This is a genomic window from Acidovorax sp. sif1233, assembly GCF_019218755.1.
Classification (GTDB): Bacteria; Pseudomonadota; Gammaproteobacteria; order Burkholderiales; family Burkholderiaceae_C; genus Acidovorax.
Genome location: NZ_JAHUWZ010000008.1, coordinates 18,806 through 40,311 on the forward strand (window position 1 = coordinate 18,806; position 21,506 = coordinate 40,311).

General features: G+C 69.8%; 25 protein-coding genes. 11 read left to right on the forward strand and 14 right to left on the reverse strand.

Going from position 1 to position 21,506, the window contains the following annotated elements:
- Positions 1-4: 4 nt before the first annotated feature.
- From KW843_RS21725 to KW843_RS21735, 3 genes are read left to right on the forward strand one after another with little or no spacing between them, the layout of a single operon-like run.
- Positions 5-1,222 (forward strand): acyl-CoA dehydrogenase family protein, encoded by a 1,218-nt coding sequence (locus KW843_RS21725; protein WP_218297244.1) that lies wholly within the window; start codon positions 5-7, stop codon positions 1,220-1,222.
- A gap of 4 nt (positions 1,223-1,226) precedes the next feature.
- Positions 1,227-2,891 carry an AMP-binding protein gene (locus KW843_RS21730; protein ID WP_218297245.1) on the forward strand — a complete coding sequence of 555 codons (1,665 nt, stop codon included), beginning with the start codon at positions 1,227-1,229 and terminating at the stop codon, positions 2,889-2,891.
- Positions 2,888-3,292: a RidA family protein gene (locus KW843_RS21735; RefSeq protein ID WP_218297246.1), complete on the forward strand. Its 405-nt coding sequence runs from the start codon at positions 2,888-2,890 to the stop codon at positions 3,290-3,292. Before KW843_RS21730 ends, KW843_RS21735 begins: the two co-directional genes overlap by 4 nt.
- A 783-nt stretch (positions 3,293-4,075) precedes the next feature.
- Here the strand turns inward: KW843_RS21735 and KW843_RS21740 are convergent.
- A complete protein-coding gene (locus KW843_RS21740; RefSeq protein ID WP_218297247.1) occupies positions 4,076-5,023 on the reverse strand; it encodes an EamA family transporter in 948 nt (315 codons plus the stop codon).
- Between the two features lie 97 nt (positions 5,024-5,120).
- Here KW843_RS21740 and KW843_RS21745 point away from each other — a divergent pair, with 97 nt between their 5' ends.
- Positions 5,121-5,585 (forward strand): Lrp/AsnC family transcriptional regulator, encoded by a 465-nt coding sequence (locus KW843_RS21745; RefSeq protein WP_218297248.1) that lies wholly within the window; start codon positions 5,121-5,123, stop codon positions 5,583-5,585.
- Positions 5,586-5,615: 30 nt separating this feature from the next.
- On the opposite strand, the gene KW843_RS21750 is transcribed toward KW843_RS21745, so the two are convergent.
- From KW843_RS21750 to phnG, 12 genes are all read right to left on the reverse strand, one after another.
- Complete coding sequence (locus KW843_RS21750) at positions 5,616-6,212, reverse strand: phosphonate degradation HD-domain oxygenase (protein ID WP_218297249.1); 597 nt, start codon at positions 6,210-6,212, stop codon at positions 5,616-5,618.
- 14 nt (positions 6,213-6,226) lie between these two features.
- On the reverse strand, positions 6,227-7,033 hold the full coding sequence (gene phnE, locus KW843_RS21755) for a phosphonate ABC transporter, permease protein PhnE (RefSeq protein ID WP_218297250.1): 807 nt from the start codon (positions 7,031-7,033) through the stop codon (positions 6,227-6,229).
- A gap of 37 nt (positions 7,034-7,070) precedes the next feature.
- The gene (gene phnD / locus KW843_RS21760; RefSeq protein WP_218297251.1) at positions 7,071-8,021 is read right to left on the reverse strand and encodes a phosphonate ABC transporter substrate-binding protein; all 951 of its coding nucleotides are present in this window, start codon (positions 8,019-8,021) and stop codon (positions 7,071-7,073) included.
- A gap of 57 nt (positions 8,022-8,078) precedes the next feature.
- Entirely contained in the window at positions 8,079-8,942 is an 864-nt protein-coding gene (phnC, locus tag KW843_RS21765; protein ID WP_218297252.1) for a phosphonate ABC transporter ATP-binding protein, read from the reverse strand.
- A 92-nt stretch (positions 8,943-9,034) separates the two neighbouring features.
- Complete coding sequence (locus KW843_RS21770) at positions 9,035-10,192, reverse strand: alpha-D-ribose 1-methylphosphonate 5-triphosphate diphosphatase (protein WP_218297253.1); 1,158 nt, start codon at positions 10,190-10,192, stop codon at positions 9,035-9,037.
- Positions 10,189-10,920, reverse strand: a complete 732-nt coding sequence (gene phnL / locus KW843_RS21775) for a phosphonate C-P lyase system protein PhnL (protein ID WP_370628527.1) — start codon at positions 10,918-10,920, stop codon at positions 10,189-10,191. Before phnL ends, KW843_RS21770 begins: the two co-directional genes overlap by 4 nt.
- Entirely contained in the window at positions 10,917-11,708 is a 792-nt protein-coding gene (phnK, locus tag KW843_RS21780; RefSeq protein ID WP_218297254.1) for a phosphonate C-P lyase system protein PhnK, read from the reverse strand. Before phnK ends, phnL begins: the two co-directional genes overlap by 4 nt.
- 1 nt (position 11,709) lies before the next feature.
- Complete coding sequence (locus tag KW843_RS21785; RefSeq protein ID WP_218297255.1) at positions 11,710-12,168, reverse strand: GNAT family N-acetyltransferase; 459 nt, start codon at positions 12,166-12,168, stop codon at positions 11,710-11,712.
- Positions 12,165-13,076 carry an alpha-D-ribose 1-methylphosphonate 5-phosphate C-P-lyase PhnJ gene (locus tag KW843_RS21790; RefSeq protein ID WP_370628528.1) on the reverse strand — a complete coding sequence of 304 codons (912 nt, stop codon included), beginning with the start codon at positions 13,074-13,076 and terminating at the stop codon, positions 12,165-12,167. Before KW843_RS21790 ends, KW843_RS21785 begins: the two co-directional genes overlap by 4 nt.
- The gene (locus KW843_RS21795) at positions 13,073-14,188 is read right to left on the reverse strand and encodes a carbon-phosphorus lyase complex subunit PhnI (RefSeq protein WP_218297256.1); all 1,116 of its coding nucleotides are present in this window, start codon (positions 14,186-14,188) and stop codon (positions 13,073-13,075) included. Before KW843_RS21795 ends, KW843_RS21790 begins: the two co-directional genes overlap by 4 nt.
- Before the next feature lie 5 nt (positions 14,189-14,193).
- A complete protein-coding gene (phnH, locus tag KW843_RS21800; protein ID WP_218297257.1) occupies positions 14,194-14,835 on the reverse strand; it encodes a phosphonate C-P lyase system protein PhnH in 642 nt (213 codons plus the stop codon).
- Positions 14,832-15,359: a phosphonate C-P lyase system protein PhnG gene (gene phnG / locus KW843_RS21805; RefSeq protein ID WP_218297258.1), complete on the reverse strand. Its 528-nt coding sequence runs from the start codon at positions 15,357-15,359 to the stop codon at positions 14,832-14,834. Before phnG ends, phnH begins: the two co-directional genes overlap by 4 nt.
- Before the next feature lie 75 nt (positions 15,360-15,434).
- On the opposite strand from phnG, the gene phnF reads away from it, so the two are divergent.
- The 5 genes from phnF to KW843_RS21830 are packed head-to-tail and all read left to right on the forward strand — an operon-like array spanning position 15,435 to position 19,183.
- The gene (gene phnF, locus KW843_RS21810; protein ID WP_218297259.1) at positions 15,435-16,205 is read left to right on the forward strand and encodes a phosphonate metabolism transcriptional regulator PhnF; all 771 of its coding nucleotides are present in this window, start codon (positions 15,435-15,437) and stop codon (positions 16,203-16,205) included.
- Positions 16,192-16,926 (forward strand): DUF1045 domain-containing protein, encoded by a 735-nt coding sequence (locus tag KW843_RS21815; protein WP_218297260.1) that lies wholly within the window; start codon positions 16,192-16,194, stop codon positions 16,924-16,926. Before phnF ends, KW843_RS21815 begins: the two co-directional genes overlap by 14 nt.
- Positions 16,923-17,549, forward strand: a complete 627-nt coding sequence (gene phnN / locus KW843_RS21820) for a phosphonate metabolism protein/1,5-bisphosphokinase (PRPP-forming) PhnN (protein WP_218297261.1) — start codon at positions 16,923-16,925, stop codon at positions 17,547-17,549. Before KW843_RS21815 ends, phnN begins: the two co-directional genes overlap by 4 nt.
- Entirely contained in the window at positions 17,546-17,968 is a 423-nt protein-coding gene (gene arsC / locus KW843_RS21825; protein ID WP_218297262.1) for an arsenate reductase (glutaredoxin), read from the forward strand. Before phnN ends, arsC begins: the two co-directional genes overlap by 4 nt.
- Positions 17,969-17,989: 21 nt before the next feature.
- Positions 17,990-19,183, forward strand: coding sequence for an MFS transporter (locus KW843_RS21830; RefSeq protein WP_218297263.1), 1,194 nt, complete (start codon positions 17,990-17,992; stop codon positions 19,181-19,183).
- Here the strand turns inward: KW843_RS21830 and KW843_RS21835 are convergent, their stop codons facing one another.
- A complete protein-coding gene (locus KW843_RS21835; protein ID WP_218297264.1) occupies positions 19,184-19,840 on the reverse strand; it encodes a DNA-3-methyladenine glycosylase I in 657 nt (218 codons plus the stop codon).
- An 85-nt stretch (positions 19,841-19,925) separates the two neighbouring features.
- Here KW843_RS21835 and KW843_RS21840 point away from each other — a divergent pair, with 85 nt between their 5' ends.
- Entirely contained in the window at positions 19,926-21,080 is a 1,155-nt protein-coding gene (locus KW843_RS21840; RefSeq protein ID WP_218297265.1) for an aminopeptidase, read from the forward strand.
- An 11-nt stretch (positions 21,081-21,091) separates the two neighbouring features.
- Entirely contained in the window at positions 21,092-21,499 is a 408-nt protein-coding gene (locus tag KW843_RS21845) for a polyhydroxyalkanoic acid system family protein (RefSeq protein ID WP_218297266.1), read from the forward strand.
- The last annotated feature ends 7 nt before the right edge of the window (positions 21,500-21,506 follow it).

Below are 21,506 nucleotides of genomic sequence, written 5' to 3' on the forward strand. Positions count from 1 at the left end.
GCCCATGCACGTCGCCACCCCCCCGGCCCCCCGCCCGCCCTCGACGGCGCACCTGGCCCTGCCCTTCTTCGACGACGCCCACCGCGCGCTGGCCGAGGGCCTGGTGCCCTGGGCCGCCGCCCAGCAGGTCGATGAGACCGACGACCGCGCCGCCTGCCGCGACTGGGTGCGGCGCCTGGGCGCGGACGGCTGGCTGCGCTACTGCGTGCCCGCCGCACAGGGCGGCGCGCTGCCCGCGCTCGACTCGCGCGCGCTGGTGCTACTGCGCGAGACGCTGGCCTACCACTCGCCGCTGGCGGACTTTGCGTTCGCCATGCAGGGCCTGGGCAGCGGCGCCATCACCCTGGCCGGCAGCCCGGCGCAGCAGGCGCACTACCTGCAGGGCGTGGCGCGCGGCGAGCTGATCGCGGCGTTCGCGCTCAGCGAGCCCGAGGCAGGGTCTGACGTGGGCGCTATGCAAACAGTAGCTACCAGCGCTTATCCACCAAGCGCTAGCGGCCAAAAAGACTCATATTCCCTCACCGGCACCAAGACCTGGATCAGCAACGGCGGCATTGCAGACTTCTACTGCGTGTTCGCCAAGACCGACCCCGCCGGCGGTACGCGCGGCATCAGCGCCTTCATCGTCGATGCGGACACGCCGGGCCTCGACGCCTCGCGCCACATCCACGTGATGGCGCCGCACCCGCTGGCCACGCTGCAGTTCGACAACTGCGCCGTGCCCGCCACTGCCCTGCTCGGCGAACTGCACGGCGGCTTCAAGCTGGCCATGCGCACGCTCGACATCTTTCGCGCGTCGGTGGCCGCCGCCGCGCTGGGCATGGCGCGCCGCGCGCTGGCCGAGGCCGTGCACCACGCGCGCCAGCGCCGCATGTTCGGCCAGACGCTGGCGGACTTCCAGCTCACACAGGCGAAGATCGGCGAAATGGCCGCGCTGGTGGACAGCGCCGCGCTGCTGACCTACCGCGCGGCCTGGCTGCGCGACGAGGGCGAAAAACGCGGAGGCGCCCGCGTCACTGCCGAAGCCGCGATGGCAAAAATGACCGCCACCGAAAACGCCCAGCGCGTGATCGACATGGCGCTGCAACTGCACGGCGGGCGCGGCGTGGAAGTGGGCAGCAAGGTCGAGTCGCTGTACCGCGACATCCGCTCGCTGCGCATCTACGAAGGCGCCACCGAAGTGCAGCAACTCATCATCGGCAAGGCCGTCCTGCAGGAGTGATCCCATGAAAGCCGCATCCGCCCAGCCCGACCATTTCGTGCACGACCGCCTGCCCCCGCCCGGGGCCTGGCCCACGCTGCGCTACGACCTGCCGGAGCAGCAGATCCCCGAGCAGGTCAATCTCGTGCACGCCCTGTTCGATCAGGCCGAGCGCGCGGGCCACATCGACCGGCCCCTGCTGCGCGGCCCGCACCGCACATATACCTACCGCGACGCCTGGACCGAGGCCGCGCGCATCGCCGAGGTGCTCACGCAGGACCACGGCCTCGTGCCCGGCAACCGCGTGCTGCTGCGCGGCGGCAACACGGTGGAGATGGCGCTGGCCTGGCTGGGGACCGTCTACGCCGGGCTGGTGGCGGTGGCCACCATGCCGCTGCTGCGCGCGGGCGAACTGGCCAGCATCATCGAGCGCGCCCAGCCCACGCTGGCGCTGTGCGATGGCCGCCTGTTGGCCGAGCTGCAGGCGGCGCAGGCGCAGCACCCGGTGCTCGCCACCATCGTGCCCTTCCACACCGCGCCCGACGCGGCCGACCTCATCCAGCGCGCCCAGGACAAACCCGGCACCACACCGCACTGCCCCACGGCGGCGGACGACATCGCGCTCATGGCCTTCACCTCCGGCACCACGGGCGCGCCCAAGGCCGCCGTGCACACCCACCGCGATGTGCTGGCCGCCTGCGAGGCCTGGCCGCGCCACGTGCTGCGCGCCACGCCCGACGACATCGTGGCCGGATCGCCGCCGCTGGCCTTCACCTTCGGCCTGGGCGGCCTGCTCGTGTTCCCGATGTGGGCCGGGGCCAGCGTGTACTTCCCGGACCAGCCCTACACGCCCCAGACCATGGTGACGCTGATGCGCGACGCGGGCGTCACCATCTGCTACACCGCGCCCACCTTCTACCGGCAGATGGCGCCGTTCGCCCAACAGATCGGCCTGCCCCAGCTGCGCATCTGCGTGAGCGCCGGCGAGGGCCTGCCCGACGCCACGCGCCAGCTGTGGAAGAACGCCACCGGCATCGACATGACGGACGGCATCGGCGCCACCGAGATGTTCCACATCTTTGTATCGTCGGCGGGCGGCGAAACGCGCCCCGGCGCCATTGGCAAGGTCGTGCCCGGCTACACCGCCAAGGTGGTGGACGACGATGGCCATGAGGTGCCACGGGGCACCGTGGGCAAGCTCGCCGTCATCGGCCCCACGGGCTGCAAGTACCTCGACGACCCGCGCCAGGCCAAGTACGTGAAGGACGGCTGGAACTATCCCGGCGACGCGTTCACGCAGGACGCCGACGGCTACTTCTTCTACCAGGCGCGCGACGACGACATGATCATCACCGCCGGCTACAACGTGGGCGGCCCCGAGGTGGAAGACGCCCTGCTGCGCCACCCCGCCGTGGCCGAGTGCGGCGTGATCGGCGTGCCCGACGAGGAGCGCGGCATGGTGGTCAAGGCCATCTGCGTGCTCAAACCCGGCCACACGGGCGACGCGGCCATGGTCAAGACGCTGCAGGACCATGTGAAAGCGACCATCGCCCCGTTCAAGTACCCGCGCGTGGTGGAGTTCGTCACGGCCCTGCCCCGCACCGAGACCGGCAAGCTGCAGCGCTTCAAGCTGCGCCAGGGCGCCGTCGCCGCCACGACCACCACACCCTCCTCGACCAAGACACCATGAAGAACACCCTTTTGCAACCCGAAGGCTGGGTGACCCCCAAGGGCTACGCCAACGGCGTGGCCGCGCGCGGCACGATGGTCTTCACCGGCGGCCAGATCGGCTGGAATGCGCAGCAGCAGTTCGAGAGCGATGATTTCATCGACCAGACCCGGCAGACGCTGCTGAACGTGCGTGCGGTGCTGGAGGCCGGCGGCGCGGGGCCCGAGCACCTGGTGCGGCTGACCTGGTACGTGGTGGACCGCACGGAATACAACGCACGGTTGAAGGAGCTGGGCGCGGTGTACCGCGAGGTGCTGGGGAAAAATTTTCCGGCGATGGCATGTGTGCAGGTGGCGGGGTTGATGGAGGAGCGGGCGAAGGTGGAGATCGAGGCGACGGCGGTGGTGCCGGATAGTGCGTGATGGGGGTATTTCATGGTCGAGCGCCGCAGTGCTCAGCCGTGACGGCTGAAGCTACAGAGCCGCGAATTGACCTCCCGCCCGGTCGGGTTGAGCTTGTCGGACCCTGGGTGCGCTCGCAGGCTCGCTGATGGGCAGCATGCCTGGTTGAAGGGCGGAGGCCGGGAGTCGCCCGGCGTGCGAGTAACTTTCTTTCGCGTCGCCGAAAGAAAGTCACCAAAGAAAGGGCGACCCTACAGCCTGCGTCCCCACTCGCCCGCTGGGCGAGCGGGGCAACCTGCGGTGCTCGCGCGGGGGGCGCGCTGCGGAACTCGCTGCGCGCTTCGCGCTCCGCTCAGACAACCGCCGCGAGTCAGTCAACGAAGGCGTGTGTCCTTCGGCACACGCCCGCCCCCCGCACTGCGCTCCTCGGCGCATCCTGAAGGGCTGGGGGAGCCAACATCCACACGGGCCATCGCTGCGCCTGCGTCGGTGCGGTTGCGGGGTGAGCATGGGCGTCGCAGCGCCCATGCCTCGTGCTCTGACTCGCCGTGGTTGTCCGAGCGGCGCGCGCCAGCGCACAGCGAGTTCCACGGCGCACCCCGCAACCGCACCGACGCAGGTTTGCCCCGCAGCGCAGCGCAGGGGTCGCAGACTGTGGGTCGCCTTTCTTTTGGGTACTTTTCTTTGGCGAAGCAAAGAACAAGTACCTCGCCCGCCGGGGCGACATCCCGGCCTCTGCCCTCAAACCAAACACACCGCCCACTACAAACCAACAGGCAACAACCAACCCTATTACCCAGCCAGCTATCCAGCCCGATACCCCCCCCACGACGCCCTCCGCGCCACCCACCACCCCTGCAACGCCTTGCCATACAAAATCAACACTAGCGCCGCCCCAATCAAAGGCAACGCCGCAAACACCCACCCCGTCAGCAACTCACCCCCCAGCGCCACCCCCACCAGCAACGCCACCGCCGGATTCACGAACGAATAGCTCCCCGCCAGCGCGGCCGACGTGTTCTGCAGCAGCCACAGGTATGCATTGAGCGCCACCAGCGTGCCAAAGACCAGCAGGTACACCCACGCCGCCCACGACCGGGCGCTCACCTGCCCCAGCGCGCTCACGGGCTCGAAGCACAACGCGGCCACCAGTCCCATCGCGCCGCCCACCAGCCACTGCGCCGCAGCCGCCATGGCCGGCGCGGGCAGCGACAGCTTGCGCGATGCGTACGAGCCCACGCTCCAGCACAGCGGCGCGCCAAAGGCCAGCACGGCCCCCAGCCAGGTGGCGGAAAAGTCGCCCTCCATCGCCAGCAGCAGTGCGCCCACCACGCCCAGCACCAGGCCGATCCAGCTGGTGGCCGGCACGCGTTCGCCGCCCCAGTGCGTCCACAGCGCCAGCCACATGGGCATGGTGGTGACCACGGTGGCCATGAGGCCTGAGCCGATGCCCAGCTTCTGCGCAAAGCCCACGAGGTTCATCGCGAGGAAGACCATGAGGGCGCCGACGATGGCCGAATTGCGCCACTGCGCGGCCGTGGGCAGCGCATGCCCTTGCCACAGGGCCACCAGCAGCATCACGCCGCCCGCGCACAGAAAACGGATGGCGCTCATGAACAGCGGCGGCATGGTCTGCAGCGCGATGCCGATGGCGAAATAGGTGGTGCCCCACACCACATAGACCAGCAGCAGGGCCACGGCCACCGCCCAGGTGCGCTGTGGGCGGGCTTGCGCATTGAAAATCGCCGGCATATTCTTCACCTTACCGAATAATTTATGGAAACCGCGAGGTTTTCGGAATTTTTACCAAAATCAGGCGGCTATGCAAGCAAATATTCAGACAGATGACATGGACGCCAGAATTATTTCGGCATTGGGTGCGGATGGCCGACGTTCCTATGCCGATGTGGGCGCCGAGGTGGGGCTGTCCACCGCCGCGGTGCACGAACGGGTGAAGAAGCTGCTGGACAAGGGCGTGATCCGCCGTTTTTCGATCAGCGTGGACCCCGAGCGCGTGGGCCTGAACTTCACGGCGTTCGTGGCCATCCGCAACGATGGCGGCATCCACTGCCGCGACGTGGCGCCGCGCCTGCGCGCGATGCCGCAGGTGGAAGAACTGCACAGCGTGGCGGGCGAGTACGACTTTCTGGCCAAGGTGCGTACCACCCACGCGCGCGCGCTGGAAGACGTGATCTACGAAATCAAGGCCATCGCGGGGGTGGCCCGCACCACCAGCACCGTGGTGCTCAACACCGAGTTCGAGGACCGGCCGCTGGACCTGGGGTGGATGGGCAGCGGCAAGGCCTCGCCCTGACGCGGGACACGGCCCGGCCCACCCGCCAGGTCAGCGCACCCACGCGGCCGAGCAGCGGTACGGGTAGGCCACAGGCTTTGCCTGGGCAGGCGCGTGGGCCACACGGCCCATCAGCGCCACATAGTGCTCCAGGGCCGGCGTCGGCAGGCCAGGCACCTTGGCATGGTCGTCGTAGCGGCGCAGGCGAATGGCCTCCTGGGCAAAAGGCAGGGCTTCGAAGCGCATCGCCTCCTGCGCCGTGAAAGGCCCCCCCTGCAGGGCCAGGCTGTGCCGCGACGCGGGCGAGAGCGTCTCCCGGTAGCCCGGCTCCAGGGTGCACAGGTAGCGCTTGGCGTCCACGTGCAGGCGGATGGGCTCCAGCACCGCATCGGGCAGCAGGCCGCGCAGGAACGGGAGGGCCATGTACTGGTGCAGGTCGTCCTGTGCGGCCGCATCGCCACCGGGCGCCAGCAGGTGCCCCAGGTCATGCAGCAGGGCGGCCACCACCGTGGCGGGGGTCTCGCCGGATTTCTCTGCCCATTGCGCGCACTGGAGCGCGTGCTCCAGCTGGCTGACGGCCTCGCGGCCGTACTGATGGATGCCCCGGGTGGCCAGCAGGTGGGCGATGTCTTCAAGGCTCAATGCCACGGTGCGCCCCTGTGTCAGACCAGGGCCTTGCGGATGCGCGCCGACACCACGTCGATCGCGCTCACGGTGACCACGATGATGAGCATCACCGCGCAGGTCTCGGCGTACTGGAAGCCGCGGATGATCTCCCACAGCACAACGCCAATGCCGCCGGCCCCCACCATGCCCACCACCGAGGCAGAACGCACGTTGGCCTCGAAGCGGTAGAGGGTGTAGGAAATCCACAGCGGGATCACCTGCGGGATCACGCCGTAGATGATCTCGTGCAGCGCGCTCGCGCCGGTGGAGCGGATGCCCTCCACGGGCTGCGGATCGATGGCCTCGACCGCCTCGGAGAACAGCTTGGCCAGCGTGCCCGTGGTGTGGATCCACAGCGCCAGCACCCCCGCGAACGGGCCCAGGCCCACCGCCACCACGAAGAGCATGGCGAACACCATCTCGTTGATGGCACGGAAGGCGTCGAGCACGCGGCGCACCGGCTGGTTCACCCACCACGGCGCGATGTTGGACGAGGCCAGCAGCGCCAGCGGCACGGCGGTGACCACCGCGAGCGCCGTGCCCCACAGCGCGATCTGCAACGTGACCAGCATCTCCTGCACGTAGATCTGCCACTGCGAGAAATTGGGCGGAAAGAACTCGGCCGCGTACTGGGCCATGTTGCCCGAGTCCTTGACGAGGTCGAGCGGGCGCATGTCGGCGCCCTTCCAGGATGCGGCCAGCACCACCAGCAGGATGCCCCAGGAGAGGTACCAGGCGAGGCTGCGCTTGGGCGCGGCGGTGCTCGCCAGGGTCGCGAGCGAAGGGGTCAATGCGGAAGACATGGTGGGGGCTGGCCGGATGCGTTGCGTGCTTGCGTGTTTACTTCAGGGACGCCAGCTGCTGGTCGATCTCGGCCAGGCGGGTCTTCTTGTCGGCGTCGGCCAGCGTGGCATCGGCCTCGATCTTGTTGCGCTTGCCGAACAGGTCGAGCTGGCGAATGGGCGTGAGCTGCGCATTGGTGGATGGCTTGAAGCCCGAGAGCTTGGAGATCTTCATGACGATCTCCTTCTCGCGCGCATCGGTCTTGGCGTAGTTGTAGAAGAAGTCCTTGATCTTGGCCTTGAGCGGCTCGGGCAGGTCCTTGCGGATCACCATGGGGTCGAGCGGAATCAGGGGCGATGTCCAGATGACCTTGATGTCCTTGAACTTCTCGGGCTGGCGCTCCTTGAGCTTCTCGAGGTTTTCGCTGTTGTTGGTGGCCACGTCGACCTGCTTGTTGGCCACGGCCAGGGCGTTGGTCTCATGGTTGGCGCTGCGCGCGATCTTGAAGTGCGTCTTGGCGTCGACCTTGTTCTGCGCGAAGGCGTAGTAGCCGGGCACCAGGAAACCCGAGGTGGAGTTGGGGTCGCCGTTGCCGAAGCTCAGCGACTTGCCGTTCTTGAGCACGTCGTCCAGCGAAGCCAGGGGGCTGTCCTTGTGCACGATGAGGTGCGAGTAGTAGCCCTGCGTGCCATCGGCGTTGACCATCTGCGCGAACACTTCACCATTGGCGCGGTCCACCGCCTCCATGGCCGACTTGTTGCCCAGCCATGCCACCTGCATCTTGTTGAAACGCATGGCTTCGATGAGGCCCGCATAGTCAGACGCGAAGAAGGCGTTGATCTTCAGGCCCGTCTGCTTGGCCATGTCGTCCAGCAGGGGCTGCCAGTCGGCCTTGAGGTTCTGCGAGGCTTCGGTCGAGATCATGCCGAAGTTGATGGCGTCCTGGGCGAGGACGCCCGTGGTCAGGCCCAGGCCAAGGGCCAGGACTGCGCACAGTTTCTTGATCATGGATGGCTCCAGAGAGGTGACAACGGTAGGGAAAAGGGAAGCAAAAGACAGGGAACTTCAGGCGGCCTGGGCCAGGGGCTGGGCCGCCCAGCCGGAAGCCGGCTGCTGCGCCGGTGCAGGCACCACGGCCAGGGGCAGGCTGGCGCCCAGGATCTCGTCGGCCTGCACGCCATAGAGCTCGCGCAGCAGCGCCGGTGTGAGGGCGGCCGAGGGGCCGTCATAGACTACGCGGCCCTGGTGCAGCGCGACCACGCGGGGGCAGTATTTGATGGCCACGTCCACCTGGTGCAGCGAGACCACGACGGTGCTGCCGTCCTCGCGGTTGATGCGCGCCAGGATGTCCATGACCTTGCGCGAGGATTCGGGGTCGAGCGAGGCGATGGGCTCGTCGGCCAGCACCACCTTGGCGCCCTGCACCAGGGTGCGGGCAATGGCGGCGCGCTGCTGCTGCCCGCCCGAGAGGGTGGAGGCACGCTGCGCGTGGCAGTCGGCAATGCCCACGCGGGCCAGGGCCTCTAGCGCCAGGGCTCGCTCGTGCGGGCGGAACACGCGCAGCCAGCCGCGCCATTTCGGCGTGCGGTGCAGCATGCCCACCAGCACGTTCATCATCACCGGCAGGCGGTCCACCAGGTTGAACTGCTGGAATACGAAGCCCACCTGCGAGCGCACCTTGCGGATGTCGCGGTGGATGCGCCCGCCCTGCTGCACGCAGCGGCCGTCGACCTCGATCAGCGAGTGGCTGTCGCCATCGGCCACCACCAGGCCGGCCACATGGCGCAGCAGCGTGGACTTGCCCGAGCCCGAGGCGCCGATCAGCGCCACCATCTCGCCGGCATGCACCGTGAGGTCGATGTCGCGCAGCGCGTGCTTGCCGTTGGCGAAATGCTTGTTCAGTTGTTCGGTGCGCAGGGCAATGGGCATGGCGGATTCCAAGTCGTCTATACAAATGCAGTGTGGAAGGCGGCTGTGACAGTGCCTTGACAGTTGCGGGAAATTTGCATGTCAGGCTACGTTCAGAGCACGCGCTGCCCCTCGCGCCAGACACCGCGCACCACGGCCTGCTGTGAGCCATCGGGCAGCTCGGCCATGTGCACCTGGACCAGGTCGGCGCGCAGGCCCGCAGCCAGCTCGCCCCGGTCCTGCATGCCCGATGCGCGTGCCGGATTGCGCGTGACGGTGGCCACGGCCTCGGGCAGCGTGAGGATGCCGTCGTGGACGAGGCGCATCACCGCGCTCAGCAGGCTGCCGGGCACGTAGTCCGACGAGAGGATGTCCAGCAGGCCCTGGCGTGCCAGGTCGGCCGCCGCCACGTTGCCCGAATGCGAGCCGCCGCGCACCACGTTGGGCCCGCCCATCACGGTGAGCAGGCCGCGCTCGCGCGCGGCCTTTGCCGCCGCCAGCGTGGTCGGGAACTCGGACATGCCCGCGCCTTCGGCATGGGCCTGCTCGACGTGCGCCACCGTGGTGTCGTCGTGACTGGCCAAGGCGATGCCATGGGTGCGGCAGTAGTCCACGAAGTAGGCACGGTGCGGCTCGGCGTACTGCGCCTGCAGGGTGGCGGCATGCTGCACCTGGCGCTCGAACTTCTCGCTGCTCCAGCCCTTCTTGCCGGTGTAGTAGGTGCGCGCCTGCTCGATGTTCTCCCACTGGCGCTGGCCGGGGGTGTGGTCCATCAGCGAGATCAGCGACAGCCGCGGGTGGCCCTGGAAGGGGCCGAACAGGGCGATGGTGTTGGGCGCGGGCAGCTCGCAGCGCACGTGCAGGTGGTGGTCGGCGCGCAGCAGGTTGCGCTCGGTGCAGGTGTCGATGGTGTCGAGCACGCGGTTCCAGGCGCTGCCGCGCAGGCTGTCCACGTCGGCCTCGCCCACGCCCAGGGCGTCGAGCACGGTGGTGATGCCGGCGGCGGCGATCTCGGCATCGTGCGCCAGCAGCGCCGGCATCTCGGCCCACTGCACCTTCGGGCGCGGCATCAGGTGGCGCTCGAAGTTGTCGGTGTGCACCTCCACCAGACCGGGCAGCAGGTAGTCGCCCCCGAGGTCGATGCCCTGCAGCGCGGTGGTGCCGCCCGAGGCCAGGGCGGCTATGCGCCCGCCCTGCACCGAGAGCGAGCCCTGCACCACCTCGCCGGGCAGCACCATGCGAGCGTTGTGAAAGACCGCAGCAGCGCTCATGCGGCCACCCCGCGGAAGTCAGCCACGTTCACGCGGCGCGTGGCGACGGCGGCACCCACGTGCGCGTCGTGGAAGATGCCGACCAGGGCGGCGCCGCGCGCCACCGCCTCGCCGATCAGGGCGATCACCGTGTCGGTGTTGGCGGCGTCGAGCGATGCCGTGGGCTCGTCGAGCAGCAAGAGGGGCTTGGGCTTGATCATGTTGCGCGCGATGTTGATGCGCTGCTGCTCGCCGCCCGAGAAGGTGGCGGGCGGCAGGTGCCACAGCCGCTCGGGGATGCGCAGGCGGGTGAGCCACTGGCGAGCGGTCTCGCGCGCGGCTTCCAGTGCGTGGATGTCGTCGCCCGCGTCTTCGGCCAGGGGCTCGGCCACCACGTCGAGCGCGCTCACGCGAGGGATCACGCGCAGGAACTGGCTCACGTAGCCCACGGTGTCGCGGCGCAGTTGCACCAGCGCGCGCGGGCTGGCCTGGGTCACGTCCACCGCCGGGCCGCTGGCGGGCTGCACGGTGATGCTGCCTGCGTTGGCGCGGTAGTTGGCGTAGATCATTTTCAGCAGCGTGCTCTTGCCCATGCCCGAGGGGCCGTCGAGCACCACGCATTCGCCCGCGCCAACGGTGAGGTCCACGTTGCCGAGCACGGGCAGCTCGATGCCGTTCTGGTGGTGCAGGGTGAAGCGCTTGGCCACGCCCTTGAGCTCCAGGATGGGTGGTTGGGTGTTCATCATCATGGTTGCAGTACCGAGGAAACGAGGAGCTGGGTGTAGGGGTGCTGCGGGTCGTCGAGCACCTGGTCGGTCAGGCCCGACTCGACCACCCGGCCGCGCTGCATCACCACCATGCGGTGCGCCAGCAGGCGGGCCACGGCCAGGTCATGCGTGACCACGATGGCGGCCAGCTGCATCTGCCGCGTGAGCTGGCGCAACAGGTCCAGCAGGCGCGCCTGCACCGAGACATCGAGGCCCGAGGTGGGTTCGTCCATGAACACCAGGCGCGGCTGGGTGACCAGGTTGCGCGCGATCTGCAGGCGCTGGCGCATGCCGCCGGAGAAGGCGCGCGGCGCGTCGTCGATGCGGCTGGCATCGATCTCCACGCGCTGCAGCCATTCGGTGGCGGTGGCGCGCAGGCGGCCGTAGTGGCGCTCGCCCAGGCCCATGAGGCGCTCGCCCACGTTGGCACCGGCCGACACGTCCATGCGCAGGCCGTCGGCCGCGTTCTGGTGCACGAAGCCCCAGTCCGTGCGGGCCAGCAGGCGCTGCTGCGCCTCGCTCATGCCCAGCACGTCCTGCAGGCTGCCGTCACGCGCCTGGAACTGCACGCTGCCCGCATCGGGCCGGCTGCGCGCGGCCACAGCGTTGAGCAGGGTGGACTTGCCCGAGCCGGACTCGCCGACCACGGCCAGCACTTCGCCGGGCCACAGGTCGAACGAGGCGTCCTGCAGCGCCACGCGCTGGCCGTAGCGCTTGCTGATGCCGCGCACGCTGAGCAGGGGGGTGGGGGATGAAAGGGTGGCGTCCATGTCAAGGCTCGATCGAGAAACTGAGGCCGTGCTGCGCAAAGCCCAGGGATTCATAGAAGGCATGCGCATCGGCGCGCTTGCGGTGGGACGACAGGGCCAGCTTGTAGCAACCGGCCTCGCGCGCCTGCTGCACGGCGTGGGCCATCATCTGGCGGCCGATGCCCTGGCCCTTGCGGTCGGCGGCGACCACCACGTCCTCGACCACGGCCGAGGGGGCGCCCCGGTGGGCCAGGTTGTGCATGACCAGCAGGGCGTAGGTGCCGACCACGTCGGCACCTTGCTCGGCGCTCTCGCAGGCCACCCAGAGGCGGTAGCTTGGATAGGCGCGGAACTGCGCAAGCATGGCCTTCGCCTCGGCGAGGCTGAGCACCCGCTCGGGGCTGTCCTCGATGCCCTGGTACAGGGCCAGCACCTCATCCAGATCGGCCTCGGTGGCCTCGCGCAGGGTCACGGTGCTCATACGGTCTCTCCTTCGAACGCGGTCGCTGCGGCCTGGCGCTCCTGGCAGTAGTCCGAGTCGGAACAGACGTGCATGCGCGTGCCCTGGTCGTCGGTGATGACCTCGTCGAGGAAGCTGTCGGTGGCGCCGCACAGGGCGCAGGCGCAGTCCCAGCGCTGCACCTCGAAGGGGTGGTCCTCGAAGCCCAGGCTCTCCACCGGCGTGTAGGGCGGCACGGCGTAGATGCGCTTTTCGCGGCCTGCGCCGAAGAGCTGCAGCGCCGGGTTCATGTGCATCTTGGGGTTGTCGAACTTGGGGATGGGCGACGGCGCCATCACGTAGCGGCCGTTGACCAGCACCGGATAGTCGTAGGTGGTGGCGATGTGGCCGTAGCGCGCGATGTCTTCGTAGAGCTTGACGTGCATGAGCCCGTACTCGGCCAGGCCGTGCAGGGTGCGCGTCTCGGTCTCGCGCGGTTCCAGGCGCTGCATGGGCTCGGGCACCGGCACCTGGTAGACGAGCACCTGGCCCTCGGCCAGCGGCGTCTCGGGGATGCGGTGGCGCGTCTGGATCAGCGTGGCCTCGGTGGTGCGCGTGGTGGTGGCCACGCCCGTGGTGCGCTCGAAGAAGCGGCGGATGTTGACCGCGTTGACCGTGTCGTCCGAGCCCTGGTCGATGACCTTGAGGCAGTCGTCCGGCCCGATGATGGCCGCCGTGACCTGGATGCCGCCCGTGCCCCAGCCATAGGGCAGCGGCATCTCGCGCGAGCCGAAGGGCACCTGGTAGCCCGGGATGGCCACGGCCTTGAGGATGGCCCGGCGGATCATGCGCTTGGTACGCTCGTCCAGGTAGGCAAAGTTGAAGTGCCCGTCGGTGGGCGCGGCATCGGCGGGCAGGCCCATCAGCGCGGGCTCGTGGGGCGCGTTCATGCGTCGTCTCCCAGGGTGGTTTCTTCGGAGGGGTGGGACGCCGCAGTGGCGCGCATGCGGCGCACCAGCTCCAGCTCGGACTGGAAGTCCACGTAGTGCGGCAGCTTCAGGTGCTGCACGAAGCCCGAGGCTTCCAGGCTGTCGCTGTGCGAGAGCACGAACTCCTGCATCTGCGCGGGCGATTCCACCGGCTCGCCCAGCTCGTCGGCGCGCAGGGCGCGGTCCACCAGGCTCATGGCCATGGCCTTGCGCTCGCTGTGGCCGAAGGCCAGGCCGTAGCCGCGCGTGAACTGCGGCGGCTGCTGCTTGCTGCCCGCGAACTGGTTGACCATCTCGCATTCGGTGATCTCCATGTCGCCGATGGAGATGGCAAAGCCCAGTTCCTCGGGCACGATCTCCACGGCCACCGTGCCCAGGCGCAGCTCCCCCACGAAGGGGTGCGAGTGCGCGTAGCCGCGCTGCGTGGAATACGCCATGGCCAGCAGAAAGCCCTCGTCGCCGCGCGCCAGGTTCTGCAGGCGTGTCGCTCGATTGGCCGGAAAGCGCAGCGGCTCGCGCGTCAGGTCGGCGGGGGCCGGATCGCCTTCGGGGATGGGGCGGGTCTCGATCAGCCCTTCCTGGTTGAGCAGGTCCACCACGCGCGGCGTGGTGGCAGGCGCATCGGCCAGCGGCGCAGTGGTTGGCGCTGCGACCGATGCGTCGCCCCGGGCCAGCAGCGTGAAGTCGAGCAGGCGCTGGGTGTAGTCGTAGGTGGGGCCCAGCACCTGGCCGCCGGGCAGGTCCTTGAAGGTGGCCGAGATGCGCCGGGTGAGCGCCATGCGCGCGGTGTCCAGCGGCAAGGTGGTGCCCAGGCGCGGCAAGGTGGCGCGGTAGGCGCGCAGCAGGAAGATGGCTTCCACCAGGTCGCCCGCCGCCTGCTTGATGGCCAGGGCCGCGAGCTCGGGGTCGTAGACCGAGCCTTCGGTCATCACGCGGTCCACGGCCAGCTTGAGCTGCGCGCGGATCTGCGCCACCGAGAGCTCGGGCTCGGCCGTGTCGCCCCGGCGCTGCTCGGCCAGCAGGCGGTAGCTGTTGAGGATGGCGGTTTCCCCGCCCTTGACGGCAACGTACATGCGGCTCAGGCCTCCACGGTGGATGGTGATTCGATGCGGGTGGCGCGCGGCAGCCCGGCGATGTGCGTGGCCGTGGCCAGCACCACGTCCACCCCGCGCGGGAAGGCGCCGTGGTTGTCGGCCCACTGCGCGCAGAAGTCCTCTGACAGCCCCGCGACGTGCAGGTGCTGCGCACTGCGGATGCCGGGGCCCGCAAGGCGCCAGGCGCCTGCGCCTTCCACGGCCGGGGCCAGCACCGCCACGTCGATCACGCAGGTGGCGGACTGGTCCGGGTATTCGTCGCTGCCGCGCTGCAGGCGGGCCAGGGCAGGTATGGCATCGCCCGCAGCCACCCAGGCGAAGCGCGCCTGCTCGGGTGCATCGACCAGCACGCAGCCGGTGTGAAACCGCAGCCACACACCGGCCTGGCTGGCCGCGAGTTGGGGGGACAGCCACAGCGTGCATTCGCTGTCGAGCAAAGCCAGCAGCACGGCCGCAGAGGCCGCGTGCCCGGTGGCGGGCACTTCGGCATCGTGCACGATGGCGACCGGGGCGCCCGGCTGCGACAGGGCCCGCAGCACCGCGCGGAACACGCCCTGGCTGCCCAGGGCCTCGCTGGAGAAGCCCGCACCCAGGGCGGACAGGGAGGTCGTCGGGGTCGTGCTCATTCCTGGTCCTCCTCGCCGCCGTCGTCGTTGATGCTTCCGCTCTCGCGCGCCACGGTGAAGAAGTCCACCCGCGTGCTGGCCGCCCGAGCCTGGCGCTCGGACTGCGCCTGGGCCAGGTGGCGGCGGATGGGGTCGAGCAGGCTGGCGTCGAGCGCGGCCTGGCGCGCGGGGTCCTGCAGCAGCGCATCGGCCAGGGCGGCCAGTTGCACCTGGCGGTGCGAGCGGCCGAGCACGTAGGCCACGCCCACGGTGGGCTCCCCGCCATCGGCGCCGTCCACATTCACGCGCAGTGCGCAGCGGGTGACCGTGACCTCGCCCAGGTTGAAGCGCTCGCCGGTGCCGCCGGCGCGGCCCTGCACCATCATCAGACCCGTTTCCGGGGCGCGCAGCCAGCGGGCAGGCAGTGCGGCGTGGTCGTGCAGCGCGGGCTCCAGGATGTCGATGGGCGCGCGGGCCAGCAGCGCCATCCAGTGCGCCCGCGAGAGCGGGCGGCCCGGGCCCGGGTTGTCAAAGGCTTGAAACATGGAGGTGGTACTCTTTAAGTTGTATAGACAAATTGAACAGCTGGCGCCAGCTTAGACAGCGCGCATGTAGGTTTCATGACAGCCACCACCAGCACACAAGTTCTTGCCCACCCCGCCCCTGCCGCACGCCCGGCACGCGAGAGCTTCTGGACCCGCATCGCCGCCGAACTGGCCGAGGCCATCGGCAGCGGCATCTACCCCCCGGGCCAGCGCCTGCCCTCGGAGCACGCACTGGCCGAGCAGTTCGGGGTGAACCGCCACACCATCCGCCGCTCGCTGGCCAGCCTGTGCAGCCAGGGGCTGGTGCGCATCACCCAGGGCAGCGGCACCTACGTGGAGGACTTCGCGGTGGACCTGGCGCTGGGCAAGCGCGTGCGCCACCAGCAGGGCCTGGCGCAGGCCGGCCTGCGCGGCAGCCTGGTGATGCTGCAGGAACAGACGGTGCGCGCCACGGCCGCGCTGGCCAAGGCCCTGCAGGTGCCGACGCGCAGCCCGCTGCTGCAATTGCGCGTGATCGGCCAGGCCGAGGGCCAGCCGCTGCACGTGAGCGAGCGCTACTTTCCCCTGCCCCGCTTCGCGGGCCTGGCGGCCGTGGTGCGCGAGACCGGCTCCATCACCGCCGGCTTCACCGCGCATGGCGTGGCCGACTACACGCGGCGCGAGAGCCGCATCACCGCCGAGCTGCCCGATGCCGCCGTGGCCGCCGAGCTGCGCCAGCCCGCCGCGCGCCCGGTGCTGCTGGTCGAGAGCCTGAATGTGGACCTGGCCGGCACGCCCATCGAGTGGGCGCGCGCCTGGTTCGCGGGCGACCGCGTCAAACTCACCATCACCCATGACGACGAGTAACACCCCCTCCCCCGCTACCGCACACCGCTATGCGGTGTACTTCGCTCCCCACCCCGGCACCCTGGCCTGGCTGGCCGGCAGCCACTGGCTGGGCCGCTGCGCGGCGCTGCTGCGGCCCCTGCCACAACTGGACATCCACGGCGTGGCCAAGGAAGAACTGGAGCGCCTGACCGCCGCGCCGCGCCGCTATGGCTGGCATGCCACGCTCAAGGCGCCGTTCGCGCTGGCGCCGGGGGTGGACTGGCTCACGCTGCAGCATGCCGTGCAGACGCTGGCCGACAGCCTGCGCCCCTTCAACATGCCGCCCCTGCAGGTCCAGCGCATCGACGACTTCCTCGCGCTGGTGCCCATGCCCTCGCACCCGGCCAACGCCGAGATCCAGGCCGCAGCCGCCGCCTGCGTGACGCAGCTGCAGCCGCTGGCGGCGCCCCTGTCCGCCAGCGACCTGGCGCGCCGCCGCGCGGCCGGGCTCACGCCCCGGCAGGATGCGCTGTTGCAGCAGTGGGGCTATCCCTTCGTGCTGGAGGAGTTCCGCTTCCACCTGTCACTGACCGGATCCCTCGCGGGCGAGCGTGAAGACACCGTGGAACTGGTGCTCGATGCGGCCGAGCAGTTCTTCGCCGACCTGCCCCCGCTGCGCTTCAACAGCCTGGCACTGTTCGCCGAGCCCGCGCCGGGCGCCGACTTCGTGCTGCTGGACCACCTGGAGCTGGGCGCATGACGGCCCGGCTGGTGTACTTCATGGGCCCTTCCGGCGCGGGCAAGGACAGCCTTCTCGGCTGGCTGCACGCGCACCTGCCAGCCCCCTGCCCCGTGCACTGGGCACGGCGCACCATCAGCCGCCCCGCCGCGCCCGGCGGCGAGGCGCACGAGAGCGTGCCGCCCGAGGCCTTCGCGGCGCTGCGCGGTGAGCAGGCGTTTGCCCTGCACTGGGAGGCCAACGGCCTGGGCTATGGCATCCGGGCCGCGCAGCTCGCGCCACTGGCCCACGGCCAATGGGTGCTGCTCAACGGTTCGCGCGCCTACCTGGCCGATGCACTGGCGCGGTTCCCCGACCTGGTGGCCGTGCACATCACCGCCAGCCCGCACGTACTGCGCGAGCGACTGCTTTCGCGCGGCCGCGAGACCCCCGGGGAGGTGGAGGCCCGCGTGCAGCGTGCGGCGGCGTTCATGCCGCCCCCGGGCGCGGCCAGCCTGGAAGTGCGCAACGACGGAACGCTGAACGACGCCGGCCAGCAACTGCTGCACGCGCTGAAGCGGTTGCCGGGCTGGCCCGCGCACGGTGGCAAACTTTCAGGTCTTCACACCGCCCCTTCGTCAGCAAACCACCACGCCCCACCATGACCGCCATCACCATCTATCACAACCCAAAATGCGGCACGTCCCGCAACACGCTAGCCATGATCCGCAACAGCGGCGCCGAACCGGAAGTCATCGAATACCTCAAGACCCCGCCCGACCGTGCCACGCTGCTGGCGCTGATCGCCGCCACGGGCGAGCCCGTGATCAACGCCGTGCGCACCAAGGAAGCGGTTTTCACCGAACTGCAACTGGATGCGCCCGGCGTCACCGATGACCAGCTGATCGACGCGATGCTGGCCCACCCCATCCTCATCAACCGCCCCCTCGTCGCAACGCCGCTGGGCACGCGGCTGTGCCGTCCCTCGGAAAAGGTGCTGGACATCCTGCCCTCGCCCCAGCAAGGCGCCTTCACCAAGGAAGATGGCGAGGTCGTCGTCAACGCCCAGGGCCAGCGTGTCTGAGACCGTGGCGCCTCGCACGGCATGAGCGCCGCGCCACAGCGCTGGACCGTGGCGCGCCTGGGCACGGCCCAGACCCTGGCCTGGGCCTCGTCCTACTACCTGCCCGCCATGCTGGCCGTGCCCATGGCGCGCGACCTGGGCGTGGCCACGCCCACCGTGTTCGCCGCGTTCTCGCTGGCGCTCATCGTGTCGGCCCTGCTGGGGCCGCTGGCGGGTCGGACCATCGACCGCCATGGCGGCCGGCCGGTGCTGGTGGGCACCAACCTGCTGTTTGCCGCCAGCCTGGCGGGCATGGCACTGGCACAGGGCCCGGTGGGCCTGTTTGCCGCCTGGGTGCTGATGGGCGTGGCCATGGGATCGGGCCTGTACGAAGCGGCCTTTGCCACGCTGGTGCGCCTGTATGGGCAGGGCGCGCGCGGCGCCATCACCGGCATCACGCTGATCGCGGGCTTTGCCAGCACGGTGGGCTGGCCGCTGTCGGCCTGGATGGAGGTGCACTGGGGCTGGCGCGGCGCGTGCGCGGGCTGGGCCGCGCTGCACCTGCTGGTGGGCGTGCCGCTGAATGGCTGGCTGCCCCGCACCGCGCCCGGCGAGCATGCCCCGGCCGCACCAGCGGGCACCGACCCCGCCGCCACGCCGGTGGCGCCCGCAGTGCCTGCGCCAGGCCACGCTGTGCGCACCACCGTGCTGCTGTCCTTCGTTTTCGCCGTCACCTGGTTCACCAGCACGGCCATGGCCGCCCACCTGCCGCGCCTGCTGCAGGCCAGCGGCACCTCGCTGCAGGCGGCGGTGGCCCTGGCCGCACTGGTCGGCCCGGCCCAGGTGGCGGCGCGGTTGCTGGAGTTCGGCTTCCTGCGCCGCCTGCACCCCTTGCTGTCTGCGCAGCTGGCGGCCGCGGCCCACCCGGTGGGCGCGGCCTTGCTCATGGTGGTGGGCGGCCCGGCCGCGCTGGTGTTCACCGTGCTGCACGGGGCCGGCAACGGCATCCTGACCATCGCCAAGGGCACGCTGCCGCTGGTGTTGTTCGGGCCCGCCGGCTACGGCGCGCGCCAGGGCCTGATGATGGTGCCCGCCCGCGTGGCGCAGGCCTTCGCGCCGGTGCTGTTCGGCATGCTGCTCGATGGCGTGGGCGCAGCCGCCCTGTGGGCCACCACGCTGCTAGGCCTCGCGGCGCTGGCGGCGCTGTGGGTTCTGCGGCCGGTGGCGCGGCCCTGATCAGCCGCGCGGCGGCACAAACTCCGCGCGCGCCCGCAGCGCCGTGGAGCGCGAATGGCAGCCTTCCAGGTGGTCGTTCACGAGCCCCATGGCCTGCATGAAGGCGTACACCGTGGTGGGGCCCACGAAACTCCAGCCGCGTTTTTTCAGGTCCTTGGACAGGGCGATGGACGCGGGCGAAGTGGACAGGGTGCGCGCCACCTCGCGCGTGAGGCGCCCGGGTCGGTCGGCGGAGGAAGGCTCATAGCGCCAGGCGTAGTGCGCCAGCGATCCGAACTCGCGCCGCAGCTCCAGCACGCGCCGCGCGTTGTTGATGGTGGACTCGATCTTGCCCCGGTGGCGCACGATGGCCGCGTCCTGCACCAGGCGCTCGATGTCGGCCGGGCCGAAGGCGGCGACCTGCTCCGCGTCGAAGTGGGCAAACGCCGCGCGAAAGCCCTCGCGCTTGTTCAGGATGGTGAGCCAGCTCAGGCCCGACTGGAAACCCTCCAGGCAGATCTTCTCGAACAGCCGCCGGTCGTCCGCCACGGGAAAGCCCCATTCGTGGTCGTGGTAGTGGCGGTAGAAGGGCGTGGCCTGGCACCAGGCGCAGCGCGGGCAACCGGCCTCGTCGGCGAACAGGCCGGCAGGCAGGTCGGGGGTGGGTTCGGCGGTCATGCGCCGCATTCTAGAAACTGCACCGGCCACGCTGCTGACAACCGTTCGCACGCCCGGCGCGATCTTCTGCCCATAAACTGCCCCCATGCGCCAGTTTCTCCCCCGCCTGCGGGCCGTGTCCGCCCCGTTGCTTTGCCTTGCATTGTCCGGGTGTGCCAGCACGACCGGTTCGCTGGGCTACTACTGGCAGTCCATGGTGGGGCATCTGGAACTCATGCAGTCGGCCGAGCCCATCGACCGCTGGGTGGCACGCACCGACATCGCGCCCGCGCTGCGCGAGCGCCTGCGGCTGGCGCAGCGCGCCCGGGCCTTCGCCGTGGCCGAGCTGGGCCTGCCCGACAACGCAAGCTACCGCCGCTACGCCGACCTGAAACGCCCCGCCGCCGTGTGGAACGTGGTGGCCGCGCCGCCCTACGCGCTCACGCTGCACACCTGGTGCTTTCCGGTCACGGGCTGCATCGGCTACCGCGGCTACTTCGCCCAGGCCGACGCCCAGGCCGAGGCCGACCAGCTCGCCGCGCAGGGGCTGGAGGTGGAGGTGTACGGCGTGCCCGCGTACTCCACGCTGGGCTACATGAACTGGGCGGGGGGCGACCCGCTGCTTTCCACCTTCATCGCCTGGCCCGAGGGCGACTTCGTGCGCCTGCTGTTCCACGAACTGGCGCACCAGGTGGTGTATGCCGAAGGGGACACGCTGTTCAACGAGTCCTTTGCCACGGCGGTCGAACGCATTGGCGTGGCGCGGTGGCTGGCCACCCATTCCACCCCCCAGGCGCGCGAGGCCTACGCCACCAGCGAGGCGCGGCGCGGCGCGTTCCGCGCGCTCACGCGCGCCACGCGCGAGCAGCTGGCCGCCATCTATGCACAAAAAGATGCCCTGGCGCTGGAGGATCAAGCGCTGAATGCTATTAAAAATGAAGCAATGCAGGCATTCCGCGGGCGCTACGCCCAACTGCGCGCGCAGTGGCTGGGCACGGCTTCGGGCACCCAGCCTTCGGTCACCACGGCCCAGGTGGCGGGCTACGACCGCTGGGTGGCCAAGGCCAACAACGCGAGCTTTGCCGCCCAGGCGGCCTACGACGAACTCGTGCCCGCGTTCGAGGCCCTTTTCGAACAGCAGGGCCGCGACTGGCCCCGGTTTTATGATGCCGTACGGCAGCTGGCGCAGCAGCCCCAGCCGCAGCGCCGCGAGGCCTTGCGTGCCCTGCTGCCCGCGCAGCCCCCACAAAAATCCTCTTAAGGAGACACCCTGTGCCTGACATCCACATCCATCGCGAACACCACCTGGGCCTGAAAGAGGCCCGCAAGATCGCCTTCTCCTGGGCCGAGAAGGCCGAGGAAAAATTCGACATGGAATGTGTCTATGAAGAGGGCGACACAGAAGACACGCTCACCTTCACGCGCTCGGGCGTCAAGGGCACGCTGCTCGTGGACGCGCGGCAGTTCGAGATGAAGGCCCAGCTGGGTTTTCTGTTCGGCGCGTTCAAGGACCGCATCGAGGCCGAAATTGGCGAACAGCTCGATGCCCTGCTCAATGCGCCCCACCCCGGCACCAAGAAGCCCGCCGCCGACAAGAAGAAACACGCGGCAGAGGCGGGTGCCGGCAAGCCGGGTACCAAGGCGGCGGCCAAACCTGCGGCCAAGGCCAAGAAGGCGTAGCCGCCAG

Coding starts and splice junctions, on each gene's coding strand:
- KW843_RS21725 (WP_218297244.1), top strand. CDS start 5: ATGCACGTCGCCACCCCCCCGGCCCCCCGCCCGCCCTCGACGGCGCAC.
- KW843_RS21730 (WP_218297245.1), top strand. CDS start 1,227: ATGAAAGCCGCATCCGCCCAGCCCGACCATTTCGTGCACGACCGCCTG.
- KW843_RS21735 (WP_218297246.1), top strand. CDS start 2,888: ATGAAGAACACCCTTTTGCAACCCGAAGGCTGGGTGACCCCCAAGGGC.
- KW843_RS21740 (WP_218297247.1), bottom strand. CDS start 5,023: ATGCCGGCGATTTTCAATGCGCAAGCCCGCCCACAGCGCACCTGGGCG.
- KW843_RS21745 (WP_218297248.1), top strand. CDS start 5,121: ATGGACGCCAGAATTATTTCGGCATTGGGTGCGGATGGCCGACGTTCC.
- phnE (WP_218297250.1), bottom strand. CDS start 7,033: ATGTCTTCCGCATTGACCCCTTCGCTCGCGACCCTGGCGAGCACCGCC.
- phnD (WP_218297251.1), bottom strand. CDS start 8,021: ATGATCAAGAAACTGTGCGCAGTCCTGGCCCTTGGCCTGGGCCTGACC.
- phnC (WP_218297252.1), bottom strand. CDS start 8,942: ATGCCCATTGCCCTGCGCACCGAACAACTGAACAAGCATTTCGCCAAC.
- KW843_RS21770 (WP_218297253.1), bottom strand. CDS start 10,192: ATGAGCGCTGCTGCGGTCTTTCACAACGCTCGCATGGTGCTGCCCGGC.
- phnL (WP_370628527.1), bottom strand. CDS start 10,920: ATGATGATGAACACCCAACCACCCATCCTGGAGCTCAAGGGCGTGGCC.
- phnK (WP_218297254.1), bottom strand. CDS start 11,708: ATGGACGCCACCCTTTCATCCCCCACCCCCCTGCTCAGCGTGCGCGGC.
- KW843_RS21785 (WP_218297255.1), bottom strand. CDS start 12,168: ATGAGCACCGTGACCCTGCGCGAGGCCACCGAGGCCGATCTGGATGAG.
- KW843_RS21790 (WP_370628528.1), bottom strand. CDS start 13,076: ATGAACGCGCCCCACGAGCCCGCGCTGATGGGCCTGCCCGCCGATGCC.
- KW843_RS21795 (WP_218297256.1), bottom strand. CDS start 14,188: ATGTACGTTGCCGTCAAGGGCGGGGAAACCGCCATCCTCAACAGCTAC.
- phnH (WP_218297257.1), bottom strand. CDS start 14,835: ATGAGCACGACCCCGACGACCTCCCTGTCCGCCCTGGGTGCGGGCTTC.
- phnG (WP_218297258.1), bottom strand. CDS start 15,359: ATGTTTCAAGCCTTTGACAACCCGGGCCCGGGCCGCCCGCTCTCGCGG.
- phnF (WP_218297259.1), top strand. CDS start 15,435: ATGACAGCCACCACCAGCACACAAGTTCTTGCCCACCCCGCCCCTGCC.
- KW843_RS21815 (WP_218297260.1), top strand. CDS start 16,192: ATGACGACGAGTAACACCCCCTCCCCCGCTACCGCACACCGCTATGCG.
- phnN (WP_218297261.1), top strand. CDS start 16,923: ATGACGGCCCGGCTGGTGTACTTCATGGGCCCTTCCGGCGCGGGCAAG.
- arsC (WP_218297262.1), top strand. CDS start 17,546: ATGACCGCCATCACCATCTATCACAACCCAAAATGCGGCACGTCCCGC.
- KW843_RS21830 (WP_218297263.1), top strand. CDS start 17,990: ATGAGCGCCGCGCCACAGCGCTGGACCGTGGCGCGCCTGGGCACGGCC.
- KW843_RS21835 (WP_218297264.1), bottom strand. CDS start 19,840: ATGACCGCCGAACCCACCCCCGACCTGCCTGCCGGCCTGTTCGCCGAC.
- KW843_RS21840 (WP_218297265.1), top strand. CDS start 19,926: ATGCGCCAGTTTCTCCCCCGCCTGCGGGCCGTGTCCGCCCCGTTGCTT.